Origin of the sequence: Chitinophaga jiangningensis, from assembly GCF_900142605.1 — a bacterium.
Classification (GTDB): domain Bacteria; phylum Bacteroidota; class Bacteroidia; order Chitinophagales; family Chitinophagaceae; genus Chitinophaga; species Chitinophaga jiangningensis.
In genome coordinates this window covers 202,768-221,686 of record NZ_FRBL01000007.1, presented here as the reverse complement: position 1 = coordinate 221,686, position 18,919 = coordinate 202,768, and the positions used below count along the sequence as shown (strand labels likewise).

Annotated in this window: 14 protein-coding genes; 9 read left to right on the top strand and 5 right to left on the bottom strand. The window is 47.4% G+C overall.

The window, feature by feature from the left end; translation table 11 throughout:
• Positions 1-58: 58 nt before the first annotated feature.
• Positions 59-1,042: a zinc dependent phospholipase C family protein gene (locus BUB18_RS19055; protein WP_073084166.1), complete on the bottom strand. Its 984-nt coding sequence runs from the start codon at positions 1,040-1,042 to the stop codon at positions 59-61.
• Positions 1,043-1,192: 150 nt separating this feature from the next.
• Entirely contained in the window at positions 1,193-1,837 is a 645-nt protein-coding gene (locus BUB18_RS19050) for a DUF502 domain-containing protein (protein ID WP_073084164.1), read from the bottom strand.
• 172 nt (positions 1,838-2,009) lie between these two features.
• Here BUB18_RS19050 and BUB18_RS19045 point away from each other — a divergent pair, with 172 nt between their 5' ends.
• The 6 genes from BUB18_RS19045 to BUB18_RS30025 all read left to right on the top strand — a co-directional run bounded on the left by BUB18_RS19045 (position 2,010) and on the right by BUB18_RS30025 (position 11,600).
• Complete coding sequence (locus BUB18_RS19045; protein WP_073084163.1) at positions 2,010-2,621, top strand: TetR/AcrR family transcriptional regulator; 612 nt, start codon at positions 2,010-2,012, stop codon at positions 2,619-2,621.
• A gap of 3 nt (positions 2,622-2,624) precedes the next feature.
• Positions 2,625-3,980: a TolC family protein gene (locus BUB18_RS19040; RefSeq protein WP_073084161.1), complete on the top strand. Its 1,356-nt coding sequence runs from the start codon at positions 2,625-2,627 to the stop codon at positions 3,978-3,980.
• Positions 3,981-4,000: 20 nt separating this feature from the next.
• The gene (locus BUB18_RS19035) at positions 4,001-5,131 is read left to right on the top strand and encodes an efflux RND transporter periplasmic adaptor subunit (protein ID WP_073084159.1); all 1,131 of its coding nucleotides are present in this window, start codon (positions 4,001-4,003) and stop codon (positions 5,129-5,131) included.
• Positions 5,132-5,153: 22 nt separating this feature from the next.
• Positions 5,154-8,702 carry an efflux RND transporter permease subunit gene (locus tag BUB18_RS19030; RefSeq protein ID WP_073084157.1) on the top strand — a complete coding sequence of 1,183 codons (3,549 nt, stop codon included), beginning with the start codon at positions 5,154-5,156 and terminating at the stop codon, positions 8,700-8,702.
• 372 nt (positions 8,703-9,074) lie between these two features.
• On the top strand, positions 9,075-10,343 hold the full coding sequence (kynU, locus tag BUB18_RS19025) for a kynureninase (RefSeq protein ID WP_073084156.1): 1,269 nt from the start codon (positions 9,075-9,077) through the stop codon (positions 10,341-10,343).
• Between the two features lie 9 nt (positions 10,344-10,352).
• Complete coding sequence (locus tag BUB18_RS30025; RefSeq protein WP_245805701.1) at positions 10,353-11,600, top strand: 2'-5' RNA ligase family protein; 1,248 nt, start codon at positions 10,353-10,355, stop codon at positions 11,598-11,600.
• Between the two features lie 703 nt (positions 11,601-12,303).
• On the opposite strand, the gene BUB18_RS19015 is transcribed toward BUB18_RS30025, so the two are convergent.
• Positions 12,304-13,041 (bottom strand): Bax inhibitor-1/YccA family protein, encoded by a 738-nt coding sequence (locus BUB18_RS19015; protein ID WP_073084154.1) that lies wholly within the window; start codon positions 13,039-13,041, stop codon positions 12,304-12,306.
• Between the two features lie 283 nt (positions 13,042-13,324).
• On the opposite strand from BUB18_RS19015, the gene BUB18_RS19010 reads away from it, so the two are divergent.
• The 3 genes from BUB18_RS19010 (at position 13,325) to BUB18_RS19000 (ending at position 16,320) form a co-directional block, all read left to right on the top strand.
• Positions 13,325-15,175 (top strand): 2-oxoacid:acceptor oxidoreductase subunit alpha, encoded by a 1,851-nt coding sequence (locus BUB18_RS19010; protein WP_073084152.1) that lies wholly within the window; start codon positions 13,325-13,327, stop codon positions 15,173-15,175.
• Between the two features lie 166 nt (positions 15,176-15,341).
• Positions 15,342-15,929 carry a DUF6134 family protein gene (locus BUB18_RS19005; RefSeq protein ID WP_073084150.1) on the top strand — a complete coding sequence of 196 codons (588 nt, stop codon included), beginning with the start codon at positions 15,342-15,344 and terminating at the stop codon, positions 15,927-15,929.
• Between the two features lie 7 nt (positions 15,930-15,936).
• Positions 15,937-16,320, top strand: a complete 384-nt coding sequence (locus BUB18_RS19000; protein ID WP_073084148.1) for a hypothetical protein — start codon at positions 15,937-15,939, stop codon at positions 16,318-16,320.
• 93 nt (positions 16,321-16,413) lie between these two features.
• Here the strand turns inward: BUB18_RS19000 and BUB18_RS18995 are convergent, their stop codons facing one another.
• Together BUB18_RS18995 and BUB18_RS18990 are read right to left on the bottom strand one after the other, a co-directional pair.
• Positions 16,414-17,607, bottom strand: coding sequence for a Gfo/Idh/MocA family protein (locus BUB18_RS18995; RefSeq protein ID WP_073084146.1), 1,194 nt, complete (start codon positions 17,605-17,607; stop codon positions 16,414-16,416).
• 4 nt (positions 17,608-17,611) lie between these two features.
• Complete coding sequence (locus BUB18_RS18990) at positions 17,612-18,835, bottom strand: nucleoside permease (protein ID WP_073084144.1); 1,224 nt, start codon at positions 18,833-18,835, stop codon at positions 17,612-17,614.
• Between the last annotated feature and the right edge of the window lie 84 nt (positions 18,836-18,919).

Below are 18,919 nucleotides of genomic sequence, written 5' to 3'. Positions count from 1 at the left end.
AAAGATAAAATATCTTTTTTAAATTATTTAGTTTAGCCTTAATATAATATTTGATCTGCTATTCTTCTTCTGATCTTCCCTGCAATTGCCCGTGCAGCCATTGACGCTGCAAGTTACTAAAATCCAGCAACTCTTGCACAGTAAGTGTCGTGTGCGATAAGGTGCTTAACGACGGCTGCCCCGCATTTACCCACGCGGTGTACCAGCAACTTGCCACGGCATGAATTGCCTGCCTCATACGCCGTTCCACCATGCCACCCAGCAACGTATTGTATGCGGTGGTATACGGACTGCTATAACTCCGCGTCAGCTTGCCGTTACGCGGTTCAAATGCATACCTGGCCGGCGCATCCGCTGATAACGATAGCTGCTTCTCTTCCCGCAGCACCGTATCGGCAGCAAGGCCGCTTTCCGTTACCACCTGCCAGAAAAAAGCCCGTGGATTTGGAAGGTACCTTGCCCGCCCCGCCCAGTAGTCAAACGAAGCATCCGCCAAGAGCTCGGGTATACGCGATTCCCATAAACCATGAATGCCATGCTGCCCGGTAAACTGCCCATTGTGATTGGAACAGGCATGCAGCGGCACATGCCCGTCCGCAATATAATGCCCCAGCTCTGCCGATACCTTCAGAATCAGGTACTGGTCCCGGTCACGAAACGCACGCGTCAGCAACGCTAACTCCTTCTCCAGGTACCACGGTAATATGCCATTGCGCTGCAGGGAATCATTGGAATACTTAGCCAGCGCCTGCTCCCAGCTACGGGGAATGTTTTGATAAGGAGGCCTGTCATACACATCAATGTCAATGTAATGCCGCGGCCCCTCCGCAGGTACCATGTAACGGCGTTTATCCGGATCGGTAGCATGCACGGTAATGTACTCCAGGTGCGGCTTGTACAATACCATCATCTCCGGCGGTAAACAAAATACCGCCAGCCGGTTGATCCGCTGATGTGCAAAAAATCCCCAGCCATGCAGCCATAGCGCAGGAAACAACAATAAACAGGTAAAAGAAAATCGTATAGTCTTGCGGGTTAACATGTCACTTAGTTTCTATGTGAACTAAGTTAAACTATACCTGGAAGCAAAACACACGTTTTTCATGATCTTGATCCCCGAACAAAAATTTTCTGAAAAGCAATGTCTTTAAGGGTTTAACGCTGCAATTTGGGATTTATATGCGGCCATCCGCTATTCCCGCCCGGCATTGTCGTGCGGCGCAGTAGCTGTAATGTTCGTAACACCACCACTCACCGCAAACTTCATGGCATCGCCCGCGGAAATGTTCGTCAGCTGCTTTACCTTCTCCTTAGGCACCATGAAAACCTTACCGGTGATAGCATAGGCATGTGGTACATATACCGCCATGTATCCCTCCAGTCCGAAATTAGTCACGTCTGACTGTGTAATGAACCCAAGCTCCCACACATCTACCCCATACACCTGCACCAGCACCGGATGATCAAACTTCTTCTTCTCACCTACAAACGCATCAAACACATCTTTAATAGAAGTATAAATGTATTTGATGAACGGCGTGCGCTCCAGCAAATGGTCAAACAAATCAAAGATGCGCCCGATTATAAAAGAGGAACTCAGATATCCTACAATCACTACCAGCAACAATACCATCACAAAACCCACTCCCTTGAAACGCAATATGCTGAACGCTGAATCTCCCGGAATCAAATCCTTCGGAATCAGGTTGTCGATCGTCATAAAGGCCCAGTACAAGGTTAACGCAGTAATCCCAATCGGCGCCAATATCAGCAATCCCTGAAAAAAATAGCGCAGCAGGCGCGAGGCAAATACTTTTAATCGAAGCTTTGGCGACATGGATATCAATTGATCCGGCAAAATTACTCAATAAAGCGGAATGCCCACCGCTTTATTAACAAACATAAATGGATGTTATGACATGTAAAAAAATATTACTGGAAACTTTTGAAGTATAAAAAGTTTCCATAGTTTTGTTCTGCATTGATCATCTGTTAGCACCCGTAATCTTATGGAAATTCAGGAACGCATTATGGATAAGGCTTTTAGCCTTTTTCGTCAGTTCGGAACCAGGTCCATCACCATGGACGATATTGCCGAAAAAATGGGCATCTCTAAAAAAACACTCTACGCCCATTTCTCGGATAAAGATGATCTCGTGTATCAATCCATATCAGGATTCATATGCGAGATACACAAAGAATGCCTGGAAAACAAACAACATTCCAAAGATGCAATCGAGGAACTTTTCCTCGTAATGGAAATGATCGATCGCAAACTGCGGAACATCAATCCTGTGATACTGCTCGACCTCCAGAAAGCACATCCTAAAGCATATGAAGTGTTTCTGGACTACCAGCAAAACCATCTCAGTGCCGTCATAGCTGAAAACCTGGAACGTGGCATGAAAGATGGTTTGTACCGGCAGGACCTCAATGTCCGCATCCTGACCAATTACCGCGTGCATGGCTGTACGCTCTGCTTTCAGCCCGACGCCTTCCCTGGTGAATATGATATGACCAAAGTGCAACAGGTATTGCTGGAGAATTTCTTGTATGGTGTGGCTTCGTCAAAGGGATACAAACTCATTGAAAAGTACAAACAACTATCGCAAAACAAATAAACTATGCTATTCTTCAACAGGGTTACCTGCATCGGGCTGATAGCGTGGCTAATGAATGCTTATTCTGCACTGGCACAACAGGTAGTAAATACGGAACCTATCCGGCTTACTGCCCGCGATGCCGTAGAGTACGCGCTCGCTAACCAATCTGCCGTAAAAACCGCCAAGCTGGACGAGTTGATACAACTGGCCAAGAACAAGGAAGTAAGCGGCCTCGCCCTTCCATCCATCACCGGAAATGGTTCCTATCAGTACAACCCAATTACACAAAAACAACAGTTTAATATGAAGAACTTCGGGCTTCCCGTAGACTCATACACTGTTGCGTCTTTCCAGCTTGCTCATAATCTTTTGGGAGAAGTAAGACTCACGCAAACCCTGTTTGACCCGTCAGTGCTCGTTGCCCTCCAGGCACGTACCACCCTGGAAGAACTCGTGAAAAAGAATGTGACCAAATCGGAAATTGATGTGAAAGCAAGCGTGTACAAAGCATATTACAATGTGCTCTCGGCCCGCAAAGCGCTCAATATCCTCAACGGTACGCTGTCTACCCTCCAGAGCCTCCTCAACGAAACCCGCGAAATCTATAAAAACGGATTGGTGGAAAAACTGGATGTAGACAGGCTGATGGTACAATATACCAACCTGGAAACAGAACAAACAAAACTCAATAACCTCATCGAAATAGGCACCGCCGCACTGAAATACCAGATGGGCATGCCACTCAAACAACAAATAACGCTCACGGATACACTCTCTACCGAGCAGATCGTGGCGGATGTAATGAATACGGACCAATTCGACTACCACCAGCGTATCGAATACCAGTTGCTCGAAACACAGAAGAAAGCCAATGAGTACGATCTTAAACGATATAAACTCAAAGGACTCCCTTCCCTGCAACTGTTTGCCGCTACCGGCGCACTCAGGGGAAGTGATAAATTCGACTACTTCGAAAACAAAATGTGGTATGGCTACCTCAACACAGGATTGAACCTCTCTATCCCGCTCTTTACAGGTCTGCAACGGCGCCGCCAGGTGGACCAGGCAGAGCTGGCTGTAGAGAAATCAGATGTAGCCCTTGAAAATGTGAAGTTAGCCATCGACCTGGAAAGAGAACAGTCCGGTTCCACTTTCAAAAACAACGTACTCACCCTGCAGGCACAGGAAAAAAATATGGCGTTAGCGGAAGATGTTTACCGCACCACCCGCATCAAATACCGGGAAGGGGTAGGTTCCAGCCTGGAAATGAGTACCGCCGAAAGTGACCTGCTCACCGCTCAGAACAATTATTTCACAGCACTCTACAACGCCATCGTGGCCAAAATAGACCTGATGAAAGCCTACGGTAAATTATAAATCACTTCATCACTACCTATATGAACACTAAATATTTTTTCTTGCTGCCACTGACTACCATTATCATGGCTTCCTGCGGAGGAACAAAAGACTCCAAAGCAGCGAAGGAAAAAGAACTGCAGCAACTGAAAGCAGAAAAAGCAAAATACCTGGAAGAAACCAATAAGAAAATCGCTGCCCTGGAAACTGAGCTGGGAACAAGTGATAGTGCCAGGGTAAAAGATGTAGTGATTACTCCCGTGGAAACGTCTTCATTCGAGCATTACATTGATGTGCAAGGTAGTGTGGATGCCCGCGAAAACGTAAATGTATCCGCCCGCGTGCCTGGTGTGATTACTGCCATTAATGTGCGGGAAGGCCAAAGCGTAAGTAAGGGCCAGGTGCTCGCACAAGTAGATGATCAGGTGCTCCGCGCCAACATCGCAGAGATTCACACGCAGTTAGACCTGGCAAATACCCTCTTCCAGAAACAACAGAATCTCTGGAACCAGAAAATCGGATCAGAACTACAATACCTCAACGCCAAAACGAATAAAGAAGCGCTGGAACGTAAGCTGACCACCATGCAGGATCAGCTGGCGCAAACCCGGATCATCAGCCCTATCAGCGGTACTGTGGATGCAGTAATTGCCAAACTGGGCGATAACGCAAGCCCCGGCCTGCCCGCCTTCCGCGTGGTAAATGCCAGCAACCTGAAAGTGACCGCCAATGTTGCGGAAGCCTATGCACCGCTGGTGAAAACAGGTGGACCGGTGATCATCAACTTCCCGGATCTGAAACGTGAGGTACGCACCAATATTGGCTTTGCCAGTCGCACCATCGATCCGCTGAGTCGCACCATCAACGTGGAAGTGCCGCTGAAACCAGCTACCGACCTCCGTCCTAACATGGCTGCCCAGCTCCGTATCATCGATTACAGCGCTGCTAACGCCATCGTTATTCCGGTAGGGGTTATCCAGTATTCCGCCGGTAAACCATACGTAATCGTAGCCGCTACACAAGGTGGTAAAACCGTGGCGCAACGCCGCAATATTGAACTCGGTCGCACTTATAACGATAAAGCAGAAGTAAAAGCAGGATTGCAGCAGGGAGATAAAATAGTGACTACCGGGTTCCAGGGACTCAACGATAACGACCTTATTAAATCTTAAGCACACTGTTTAAAGCAAGCTTATGAAAGATGATCTTAGTAAAGAATTTAAGCCTACCAGCTGGGCCATCGATAATAAGGTGAGCGTATATGTAGCTACCTTATTCCTGGCTATCGCCGGTATTCTGGCTTATATCGACCGTCCGAAAGAACAGTTTCCAGAGGTGGTTTTCCCGCAGTTTATCATTACAACGATCAACCAGGGTACCTCTCCGGAAGATATGGAAACCCTCGTGACCAAGCCGATCGAAAAACAACTCAATGGCATCAGTGGTGTTAAAAAAATCAAGAGTACCTCCATGCAGGATTTCTCTTTGATCAATATTGAATTTAATGCCAGTGAAGACATTGAATCCGCACGGCAACAAGTGCGCGAAAAGGTAGATGACGCCAAGCGGGATCTGCCCCAGAACCTCACCCAGGACCCTTCCATACTCAAAATTGACGTATCGCAGATTCCAATCATGAACGTCAACCTGTCGGGTGATTTTGACCTGCCCACCATTAAGCGCTACGCGGATGATATGCAGGACAGAATTGAATCTCTCAACGAGATAACCCGTGTGGACATTGTAGGAGCCCTGGAAAGAGAGATCCAGATTAACGTGGATAAATACAAAATGGACGCCGCCCGCATCAGCTTCAATGATATTATCGGAGCGATCCAGGGTGAAAACATGACCATCTCCGGTGGGCTTGTTTCTATGGACGGGCAAAAGCGTAGTCTGAGTGTAAAGGGTGAATATAAAAATCCTGCACAGATCGCCAATATTATTGTCCGTGGCCAATCCGGCGCTACCGTGTATCTCCGCGATATCGCCGACGTAGTGGATGGCTTCCTCGAGCAGGAAAGCTATGCACGCCTCAATGGTAAAAACGTTATTACCCTGAACGTAATCAAACAGAGTGGTAAAAACCTGATTGATGCCAGTGACAAGATCCGCACTATCATTGAGGATATGCAGAAAAATCACCTGCCTAAGGGACTGCATGTGACTATCACAGCCGATCAGTCGAAAGGTACCCGTGTTACACTGCATGACCTTATCAATACCATTATCATTGGGTTCCTGCTGGTAACGCTGATCCTGATGTTCTTTATGGGTGCGGTAAATGCCATATTCGTGGCGCTGTCGGTACCGATATCCATGTTTATTGCGTTCTTGTTACTTCCCGTATATGGGTTCACGTTAAACATGATGGTGTTGTTCTCCTTCCTGCTGGCATTGGGTATTGTGGTGGATGATGCCATTGTGGTGATAGAAAACGTACACCGTATTTTCAATGAAAGAAAGGATCTGGGCATTGTGAAAGCCGCCAAGATAGCGGCCGGTGAGGTGTTCCTGCCGGTATTCTCCGGAACACTCACCGTACTGGCGCCCTTCTTCCCGCTGCTATTCTGGCCGGGTGTGATCGGTAAGTTCATGTTCTTCCTGCCCGTAACGTTGATCACTACACTGGGTGCCTCACTGATTGTGGCTTACATTATCAACCCGGTGTTTGCGGTTGACTTTATGGACCGCCATGAAGGTGAGCATCACCCTAAACCAAGGTTTGATAAACGGTTTAAGATACTCACCGCAGTTTTTGCCGTAGTTGCACTGATTGCTTATGTGAATAAGAGTCCGGGCGTAGGCAACTTTGTGATCTTTGTATACCTGGTGATTGCGCTGGAGAAATTCTGGCTAGCCGGCGTTGCACGCAACTTTCAGCAGAAATTTTGGCCTAAAGTACAGGAGCGCTATAAAAGCGTGCTGAGGTGGTGCCTGGTAGGCTGGCGCCCGGTTTGGATACTGGTAGCTACATTTGGCCTGCTGGTGGTGAGTATAATGGCAACGGCTATACGAAGTCCTAAAGTGGTGTTCTTCCCGCAGGCTGATCCGAACTTTATATATACCTATATCCAGCTGCCAAACGGTACTGATCAGAAGTATACAGACAGCATTACCCGCATCGTGGAAAATCGTATCACTAAAGTGGTAGGAGCCAATAACCCGATTGTGGAATCTATTATTTCCAACGTGGCCGTAGGAGCAGGTGACCCTAATGAAATGGATCAGAGTACCCAGCCGCAGAAAGGTAAGGTGACGGTGGCCTTCGTGGAATTTGGCGCAAGGAACGGGCAATCCACCGTTCAGTATCTCTCTAAAATCCGCGATGCGGTGAAAGGTATTCCTGGTACCAATATCACCGTAGAGCAGGAGCAGGGCGGACCTCCAACCGGTAAGCCTATCAATATTGAAATCTCCGGTGATGAGTTCAATGATCTGACTGCTACTTCGTTCAGGCTTAAGCGTTACCTCGATTCCTTACATATAGATGGGGTGGAAGAGCTGAAGAGTGACTTTGAGGATAATAAGCCGGAAGTGATCGTGAATGTAGACAGGGAGCGGGCTAACAAGGAAGGTATTTCCACGAGGGACATCGGTTTGAACCTGCGTACCGCATTATTTGGTATGGAGGCATCGAAGATCCGTGATGCCGATGATGAGTATAAGATCATGGTAAGGTTGAGAGAAGATCAGCGTAATAATATTAACAACCTGATGAACCTCAACATGGTATATCGTGATATGAATATGGGTGGGGCGGTAAGGCAGGTGCCATTATCTGCCGTGGCCGATATTCAGTATTCCAATACCTATGCGGGTATTAAGCGTATTGATCAGAAACGTGTGATCAGCGTGTATTCCAACGTGCTCACCGGCTACAATGCCAATGAGGTGGTAGCACAGATACAGCGGGCTATCAACGACTTTTCACATTCTCCCGATGTGTCTATCCGTATGACCGGTGAGCAGGAGGATCAGATGGAAACAATGAACTTCCTGATGATGGCGATGCTGGGGGCATTTGGTTTGATGCTGATGATCATGGTAACGCAGTTTAACTCCGTGGGTCGCCCGGCAATTATCCTGCTGGAGATCCTGTTTAGTATCATCGGGGTGTTCCTGGGCTTCAGCATATTCGGGATGGATATCTCGATTGTAATGACCGGTGTGGGTATTATGGCACTGGCAGGTATTGTGGTAAGGAATGGTATTGTGTTGGTGGAGTTTACCGATTTATTAATTCAGCAGGACTCCAATGTATATGATGCCGTGGTGGAAGCGGGTGGTACCCGTATGACGCCGGTGTTGCTGACGGCCATTGCGGCGATTTTGGGGCTGATACCACTGGCGGTGGGCTTCAATATTGATTTCGAGGGGCTGTTTGCTCACTTCAGGCCTAATATCTATTTCGGAGGGGACAACGTAGCATTCTGGGGACCGCTGGCCTGGACGATGGTGTTCGGGTTGATCTTTGCGACCTTCCTGACCCTGATACTGGTGCCGGTGATGTATGCTATGAACAAGCGTTCAATTGATGTGCTCGATTACCATCATTTGCCGAGGGGGCTGAAGTATATTCCATTTGTGACGTTGATAATCAAGCTGTTTACGAAGCGTAGTGTGGTAAGGGAGATGCATGATCCGAATTATGTATCGCCACGCCCTTATCATTTCTTCAACGCGCCGGAAGACGTGCCGCAGCCGGCGAAGGGGAAGCTTGATAAAGTGACGCTGAATTAGACGAAAACGATTTTTTTTATACAGTGTAACAGTTGTAGGTTAACAATAACCGTCCTGATTCTTCGGGACGGTTTTTTTTATTATATTTGGGAAAAACCGGTAAATTTACCCTGATTAACAAATTTTAACATTTGGAAGTGGCTGCATATGGACAGCCTTTATTACTTTTGGCGCTCAGATTGTTTTTCACGTTACTAGCCTTGTATATCCTAAGCCACGTAACCACGTAAAGTAGTGATTACCAATGAAAACGTTCTGACAAAAACAGTTATGACCTGTTTGCCTGTTTACTGAGATATAGAATTGTAGATATAATTGACGGGTAGGGTAAGAGCAGCCATTAAAAGATTATAGGTATAAGATTGGAAGACCATGGAGTACGTAGCATCGTTAGCATTTGCTAAAGAGCAGGACCAAAAGGATCCGTTAAGAAAGTTTAGAGAGCAGTTTTTATTTCCTCAACGCAAAGGCAAGGACGCAATATATTTATGTGGAAATTCGTTGGGATTACAGCCAAGGAATGTAAAAGCAGCAATTGAGCAGGAGTTGGCGGACTGGCAGCAGTGCGCGGTAGAAGGTTATTGGGGGGCTAAGCATCCCTGGTTATACTACCAGCAGTATTGCAGCAAGCCATTGACCTCGATCATGGGTGCAAGTCAGCAGGAACTAACGGTGATGAATACACTGACGGTAAACCTGCATTTTATGATGTTAAGTTTCTATAAGCCAACCAAACAACGGTTTAAGGTGTTAATGGAAGCAGGAGCATTTCCGAGTGATCAGTATGCAGTAGAAACCCAGGTAAAATTTCATGGATTCGACCCAGAAAGCGCGATTATAGAGGTTTCACCCCGACCCGGCGAACAATTGATTAGAACCGAAGATATTTTAGAAATTATTAACAGAGAAAGTAATAGTTTAGCATTAGTTTTATTTGGCGGAATAAATTATTACACCGGACAATTTTTTGATATCCCGGCAATTACGGCTGCTGCGCATAGGGCAGGAGCATACGCAGGTTTCGACCTGGCACACGTAGCAGGAAATATTCCGGTACAATTGCATGATTGGGACGTAGATTTTGCCGTATGGTGCTCTTATAAGTATCTGAACGGAGGTCCCGGCGCTGTAGGCGGCGCTTTTGTACACGAAAAACATGCCGGCAACCGCGGTTTTCCCCGTTTAGGTGGCTGGTGGGGCAACGAAGAGCGCATACGTTTTAAAATGGAGAAAGGTTTTGTGCCTAAAGACAATGCCGAAGGTTGGCAACAAAGCACCGCTCAGGTGTTCAACATGGTTAGCTTAAAGGCCTCCCTGGAATTATTTGAAGAAGCCGGTATAAAGGCTTTACGGAATAAGAGCATCGGAATGACCAACTTTTTGGAGTTCCTTTTGCAACAACTGAAAGGCATTAATTTCGAAATAATTACACCTAATAATTGTAATGAACGTGGCGCACAACTATCTTTGTTGTTCAAGGATAAAGGAAAAGAGATACATCAGCAGATGACTGACGCCGGTATCATCGTGGACTGGCGGGAACCCGGAGTAATTAGGGTTTCACCGGCTCCAATGTATAACTCTTATCAGGATGTGTTTCATTTTTATGAAATCATAGCAAATATTGCTTCAAACGCTTAATTAAGTAAGATGAATTTTGAGAGAAACGAACGCCCCCGCAGGCCCTACTCTTCTGATACCAACAAAGAGAATGATCCCAATAAGGAGAGAGGTGACTTCAAACCCAACTTAAACAGTGAGCGGGAGGGTGGAAAACCCGACTACAACAGCGGAGACCGCGAAAGCCGTCCTAGCTACAATGGAGACCGTGATGGCGGGTATCGCCAGCGCGATTACAACAATCGTGACAGTTACAACCGCGAAGGCGGTGGTGGCTACGGCCGCGGAGGCGGCGGTTACGACCGTGGAAACAGTTACAACCGGGATGGTGGTGGCTACAATCGCGAAGGCGGTGGTGGTGGCTATAACCGTGATGGTGGCGGCTACAATCGCGAAGGCGGTGGTGGCGGCTATAACCGTGACGGCGGTGGCTACAATCGCGAAGGCGGTGGTGGTGGCTATAACCGTGATGGCGGTGGTGGCTACAATCGCGGCGGCGGCGGTGGATACGACCGTGGCGGTGGTGGTGGTTACGATCGCGGCGGCGGTGGTGGTTACAATCGCGGCGGCGGTGGTGGTTACGATCGCGGCGGTGGCGGCGGTGGTTACAATCGCGGCGGTGGCGGCGGTGGTTACAACCGTGGCGGCGGCGGTGGTTATGGCGGCGGTTACAACCGCGGCGGAAACCCTGGCATGCAGCGTCGCAGACCAGAACCAAAACCTGATAATAAAATCTACTTTATCGCGCTCCTGCCAACTGCAGAAGTAGGTAAAGAAATCATAAAAATCAAACAGGAATTCGCTGAGCAATATGGTCCGGTGTACGCACTGAAAGTATTACCGCACATTACCCTGCAGGTACCTTTCACCGCTGATCCAGCCCTGGAAAAAGCTTTCTGTGATGAACTGACTGAGTTCGCAAAAACTCAGGCTCCTTTCGAAGTGTCACTCAACGGTTTCGGTACATTCCCGAACAAACAAAACCGTGTACTCTTCATTAACGTTGAAAAGAGCGAAACCATGTCGGCTATGCACCGTCAGCTGATCAACTTCCTGCGTAAGGAATTTGGCTTCAGTACCATGCTGGCCCGCACCGGATTTACTCCGCACGTTACCGTGGCCTTCAAAGACCTGGACGACGAACAATTCAATAAAGCATGGCCTGAATATGAAAACAAAGAATACCAGGCTACCTTTAAAGTAAACAACCTCTACTTCCTCCGCCACAACGGCAAATCATGGGAAGTACTGCAGAAATGCAAACTCGGTGGCGCTTAATTAACGCTCACCTGCAAATATTAAAAGGGCTCGTACTACCTGTACGAGCCCTTTTTTGTGTTATTTCCCGATTGGCTCCAGGGCCTAAAGGCCCTGGAGCCAATCGGGTGTTATCCGGGCCTGCGGCCCGGATAACACCCGATTAAAAATTAAATGTTGGGGGCAGCGCAACCCGCTGTTACAGCCAGCCGGGTTGCACTACAACATACAACTGAATATCAATATCATCATCAATACCCAGCTGATACCCAGACACGCATAGGCTACAAAAACTTCCCGGCCGGAACCGGATAACTTCATACGACCATCCATGTACTTTTACTACTATGACGTCATGATGTCGTTTTACCCCTATCTGTACAGAAAAATAAACAAGTGAGGATTGCCGACTAATACTTTCATTTTGGCAGTAATTAATTAATCAATGCCGCTGCACCACAGCGCTGCAGCATTTACATCTCCCTAAACAAAAAAAAGAAGCCGGTAGTATAGATATACTGCCGGCTTTATGATTAACCCCTATGAAAACCAACTATTGCTCTTTGGCTATAATTGTACTATTGCTTTCTGTATACCAATTTTGCAAACACGATGCCATAAAATGATGGCATCATGCCATTTAACAATTTTTTTGGTTCAGTTTAACAAAATAAAAAACCCGCCGGTATGCCGGCGGGTTCGTTAAATGCTTTATGGAAGCGACTTATCGTCTGTTTATTTTACTCAGTAACCGGAGGATTTCCAGGTATAACCATACCAGGGTAACCATCAAACCAAAAGAAGCATACCACTCAAAATACTTTGGCGCACCTTGCTCCACACCCTGTTCAATCATATCAAAATCAAGAATCAGGTTCAGTGCAGCAATGGCTACCACGATCAGGCTGAAAACAATACCAAATGTACCGCTACTATGAATCAATGGCATCTCAATATTGAACATGCGCAACACAATTGCAGCCAGGTAAAAAATACCAATACCAAGCGTAGCAGTGATAATAATGGATTTAAAACGCTCAGTGGCACGGATTACGCCCACACGGTACAATATCAGCATGGCGATAAATACACCAAAGGTGAGGCCCACTGCCTGCATTACAATGCCATGTGACTGCGCATTGTAAACCGCTGAAATGGCACCAAGGAATAAACCCTCCGCCAACGCATATGCAGGTGCCAGGTAACCAGCCCATTCTTTCTTGAAAATAATGATCAATGCCAGCACAAAACCACCCAGCGCCCCACCAATCATCAGTGGAAACGCATTGCCAGTGCCCATTGTAAACTGACCCCAGGAAAATACCGCCGCCGCAATCAGCAACACCAGCATAAAAGACATCTTGTTAACAGTACCACGGAGTGTCATGGCCTCACCCTGCTGAGCAGCCTTGTTAAACATGCTCTCCTTCAGTACAGGGTTGTTTGATTGAAATAATGCCATAGATATGAGTTTAAATTATTAACGCCAAATTACAACTTCCCATTGATACATACCTTTTCTATATATAATTTTTAGAGAAATATTAGCATTTCCAATGCAATAACTTCTGGTTATCACCCATAACAAGAAGTAATGGCAATCAGCACTTTGAGTTATAATAGTCTACCAACTTTGTGTACTTTTGTGTCCACAGGGCGGCCAGGCCAATTTTTTGAATGGGTTCTACCTTCTGATTGCCTAAATTTACACCCTGATAAAAGATATACCTTAAAAAGATCAATAGATGCCAAATACTTCGATTCAACAGCTGGAGGATGTAGTAATAAAATTCGCAGGCGACAGTGGCGATGGTATGCAGCTCACGGGTAGTCAGTTTTCTAATAACACTGCCCTGATAGGTAACGACCTGAGTACTTTCCCGGATTTCCCTGCTGAAATCAGAGCCCCGCAAGGAACCCTGGCAGGTGTGAGTGGATTCCAGCTCCATTTCTCCTCTAACAGAATATTCACCCCCGGAGATGCCTGCGACGTACTCGTAGCCATGAACGCCGCCGCCCTTAAAGCCAATCTTAAAGGCCTTAAAAAAGGTGGTATCATCATCGCCAATACCGACGGCTTCGATTCCAAAAACCTGCGCCTGGCCAACTACCCGGACGGCGTAAACCCACTGGAAGACGGCTCCCTCACCGATTATCAGCTGCACACCATGGACGTCACCAAAATGACCCGCGAAGCACTGAAAGAATCTACCCTGGGGATGAAAGAGAAAGACCGCGCTAAAAACATGTTTGTGCTCGGATTCCTCTACTGGCTGTACGACCGCGACATGGAAAACACCGAAAACTTCCTCCGCGATAAATTCGGTAAAAAGCCAGAAATCCTGGAATCCAACCTGAAAGTACTCCACGCCGGCTTCAACTTCGCCGATACCGTAGAGGCTTTCAGCACCCGCTACCGTGTGGAAAAAGCACGCATGGAGCCAGGTACCTACCGCAGCATCACCGGAAATACCGCCCTGTCATACGGCCTCGTGGCCGCTGCCCAGAAAGCAAACCTCCCGATGTTCCTGGGTACCTATCCCATTACACCGGCCTCCGATATCCTGCACGAGTTAAGTAAGCTCAAGAACTTTAATATCCGCACCTTCCAGGCAGAAGATGAAATCGCAGGTATCACCTCCGCTATTGGTGCTTCCTATGGCGGCCATTTTGCAGTAACTACTACCTCCGGTCCGGGTGTAGCCCTTAAAGGCGAAGCAATGGGACTGGCAGTGATGCTGGAAATTCCACTGCTGATTGTAGATATCCAACGTGGTGGCCCTTCTACCGGGTTGCCAACCAAAACAGAGCAGTCCGACCTTTTGCAGGCCTACTACGGCCGTAATGGTGAGTGCCCGATGCCGGTGATCTCCGCATCTACGCCTGCAGACTGCTTCGACGCCGTGTTTGAAGCTTCCCGCATCGCACTGCAGCACATGACACCAGTGATTTTCCTCAGTGATGGTTATATCGCCAATGGTGCAGAACCATGGCGCTTCCCTAAAGCAGCAGACCTTCCTGAAATCGCAGTGAAATTTAAAACAGAACTGGCAGAAGGTGAAGAAACCTACCTGCCATACCACCGTGATGAAAAACTGGTTCGCCCATGGGCACTGCCTGGCACACCAGGCCTGGAACACCGCATTGGTGGCCTGGAAAAACAAAACATCACCGGTAATATCAGCTACGATCCTGAAAACCACCAGGTAATGGTGAAAATCAGACAGGAAAAAGTAGACAGAATCGCCGATTACATCCCTAACCAGAAAATCGAAATCGGACCTGAAAAAGGTAAGGTCTTGGTACTGGGATGGGGATCCACCTACGGCTCCATTAAAAGCGCCGTTCTGGAACTGCTGGCAGAAGGCCACGAGGTAGCACACGCTCACCTGCGCCACCTGCGTCCGTTCCCTAAAAACCTGGCTGAAATCCTGCATAGCTACGATAAAGTGCTTATTCCGGAAATCAATAACGGCCAGCTGATCAAAATTATCCGCGACCAGTTCCTCATCGACGCACAAGGATACCACAAGATCATGGGCGTACCTATCACCAAAAGTGAACTGGTTACCAAAATAAGAGAGTTACTCGCCTAAAGGCATCGGTAATAACACTTTAATATGATTTACTGGGCAAAGTCTGCATAAAGCAGGTTTTGCCCTTTTTATTGCGCGCAATTCATGGCGTTTTTTTTGTACTTTAACAATATGAAGAGTATTACAGCTACGTCTTCGACATATTTTAAGGATCAAGCGATATTATATGAATACTTTACGCGTATTACTCTACACCGTAACCCTAGCTGTAGTATGTTCCCCGCTGTGGGCACAAACGAATACCTTTGAAGTGAGAATCGCCAACCATCCGGTAGGCACCATCGAAGCCAGGCAGGATGTGAATGGACATGCCAAAAGCATTGTAATCAAAACCCATATCCAGGTGATGCTTTCAAAAGTGAACAGCGATATCATTAACGAGTATAATAACAACATACTCACGCTGGCAAAATCAACCAGGCAATCCGGCAAAAACGGTGACGATAAATTAACTACCACCCGCAGGGAAGGCAGCAGCTATTCCATTGTGGTGAATGGAAAACGACAGGTGATCAATACCAACGAAATTCAACACTGTGTAGGTGATTTATACTTTAGCGAACCTAAACATATTAACCGTACATTTTCTGAAACTCTGGGCCAGTTCCTGCCACTGAAATCACTAGGCGGCGGACAATATGAACTGCAATTACCTGAGGGCAAAAAAAACATCTATAAGTACGACAATGGCACACTGGTACAGGTGGAGGTAGACCATGTACTGGGCAAGGCAATCATTGTCAAAAGTAGCTAAGCACTTTATGAACACGATTATCCCTGAGATCTATAGTTCGATTCATTCGTTGCTGGATCACTATGTGCCACCACTGGTCCCCAGGGCCGATGGCAAAAACAACCGATACGACATGTATTATCCTTTTGAAGTAGAGCTGGCGGGGCGCAAATACCCGGAGTTGTACTTCGGCGGGGTAGCAGCCTACGAAAAATACGTGGGGTTATACTTCTTCCCGATTTATTCCCACCCCAATGAATTTGCGGATATCCCCCCATCCCTGCGCCCACTGTTGAAAGGGAAATCCTGCTTTCATATTAAAAAAGCGGAAAATCAGGTTTTGGGAGATATTAAAGCCATGCTGGATAATGGCTTCGCATTTTATCAGGCTAAAGGGTTGATTGCTAAATAATATAATGCAGGAAAAAGGTGAGACCAGCGGTCCCACCTTTTTCCTGAAATGCCCGTCCGCCGCAGGCGGACGGGCATTTCAGGAAGTATAATTCTAAGCCAATGTTTTCTCTATAATCTGACCCGTTTTCTTATCCTTCAAAATCACTTTTTTCGCGCCAAAATGGGTCATTTCCTCTTTCACCAGGTAATACTGCTCATCGTAGTCCTGCTGGGTCTTTTCCTTGCTTAATCCTTCTTTACCACGCCATATTTCCAGCTGTACCGGCTCCCATTGCTTGGAAGCTGCACTTTTGTAGGCCGCATCCAGTATCGCATTCACTACATAGCCGTCGTAGAAGGTTTCCCGGGCGGCCTTGCCATCTTCCATAGCATTAAACATATCTGTAAACATGTGGTTGTAACCCAGTTCATTGAGCTCATCGCCCACCGGAAACAGCCAGCCACTGTTACTTTCCGCTTTTTCTGCTACATAGTCGGCCCCCTTGCCGGTGGTAAACATATCGAAACCTGTGCGCAGGAAGCTGTTCAGCCAGATGGTACCTTCTGTACCCATCACTTCATCGCGGAGATCAAGCCCGCCACGGAAGGTCCAGCTTACTTCAAACTGCCCGATGGCACCGTTTTCATATTTCACCAAACCAATGGCATGGTCTTCCGCATCAATAGGCTTTACCTGCGTATCGGCCCAGCACATGACTTCTACCGGCTTCACGTCTTTGCCAATAAAGCTGCGTGCGATTTCCACACAATGGCAACCCAGGTCGAGGATACAGCCACCACCTGCCTGCTCTTTATCCCAGAACCATTCGCTATGCGGGCCAGGATGCGTTTCGCGTGACTTAGCCCACAAGATACGCCCGAGGGCGCCCTGCTGCACGCTTTCCAGTGCTTTCAGGAATTTAGGTGTGTATACCAGGTCCTCCAGGTAACCATGGAAGATGCCGGCTTTTTCTACCGCTTCGAGCATCCGTTTAGCTTCAGCGGCGTTGCGCCCCAGTGGCTTGGTACAGATCACCGCTTTTTTATGTTTGCAGCAAAGTTCGACTGCTGCTTCATGAAGGTTGTTAGGGAGGGAGACGCAAACCACCTCCACTTCCGGGTTGGCAACTGCCTCCTCCATGGTGGTAGTCCAGTGCGTAACCTTATAATCTTCCGCAAATTTCTTCGCACTCTCTTCCCTGCGGGAATAGATGCTGACGATTTTGTCGCGACTGCGCTGACCCTGCAGGGAATCTGCATAAAAGCGCCCGATGAAGCCCGAGCCGAGCATTGCTATCTTTGCCATAGTACTAGTGGTTTATAACTGCTGAAGAATCACTATCCTTGTCTTTAAACGCAATCAGGAACAGTACGAGCACTGCCACCGCAATACCAGCTGGAATCAGCCAGATGGCGTGCCAGTCGTGCGTATCAGGACCTGTCCTGTATTTTTCAACGATAGGGCCGCTGAGGAGAAACCCGATCAGCATTCCTACGCCATAAGTGGCCAGCGTAACAAAGCCTTGTGCAGAGCTTTTGAATTTCTCACCTGCCTTACGATCTGTATAAATCTGTCCGGTAACGAAGAAGAAGTCGTAGCACACACCATGCAACAGTATGCCCACCAGCAGCATCCATAGGTTAGCATCCACATCGCCATTCGCAAACAGCAGGTAGCGGATACCCCAGGCCAGCATACCGATACCCAGCATCCATTTCACACCTAGGCGGCGGAACAGGAACGGAATAATCAGCATGAACAATACTTCTGAAACCTGGCCCAGCGACTGCTTAGCCGCGGCTGCCTGCATGTGGATTTCATTCAGAAACGGGTTGGTGAAGTTATAGTAAAAGGCCAGTGGAATACAAATGAGGATGGAGGAGATGAAGAAGATGCGATAGGAAGGATCTTTCAGCATACCGATAGCATCCAGTCCCAGGATCTCTTTTACGTCGATTTTACTGCCTTTTTTCAAAGGAGGTGTTTTGGGTAAGCTAAAGCTGTATAAGCCCAAAATAAGCGAGGAAACAGCCGCCATTTTGAATGTAAGCTGTAAGGTGTTGCTTTGTTCCCAGCCAAGCTTGCCAATAATCAGCCCTGCAATGATCCAGCCTGCGGTACCAAATACGCGGATCACGGAAAAGTCCTTGCTCGGATCAGCCATCTGCCGGAAGGAGATGGAATTTACCAGCGCCAGTGTAGGCATATAGAGGATCATGTAAGCGAGGATAAGGCCGTAGAAAGGTCCGAAATCAGTCATACTGCCACAGAACCATAACAGCACGGCACCCAGGAGGTGAATCACTCCCAGCATGATCTGGGCAGAAAAGAAGCGGTCGGCCAGGATACCCACAATAAACGGAGCAATAATGGCGCCGTATGACTGGGTGAGGAAAGCAGTACTTACACTGTTATCGGTAGTATTCCGGAGGTTGTGGATAACGAAGGTTCCCAATGTGACGAACCATGCACCCCAGGTAAAGAACTCCAGGAACATCATGAAAGAAAGCTGCAATCGCGTTGATAATCTCATAACGGTTTAATCTTAAAATGTGGCTTAAGATAATAAAATCTGGATATGAGCAACAAAAAAATATGATAACCTGACAGAAACCCT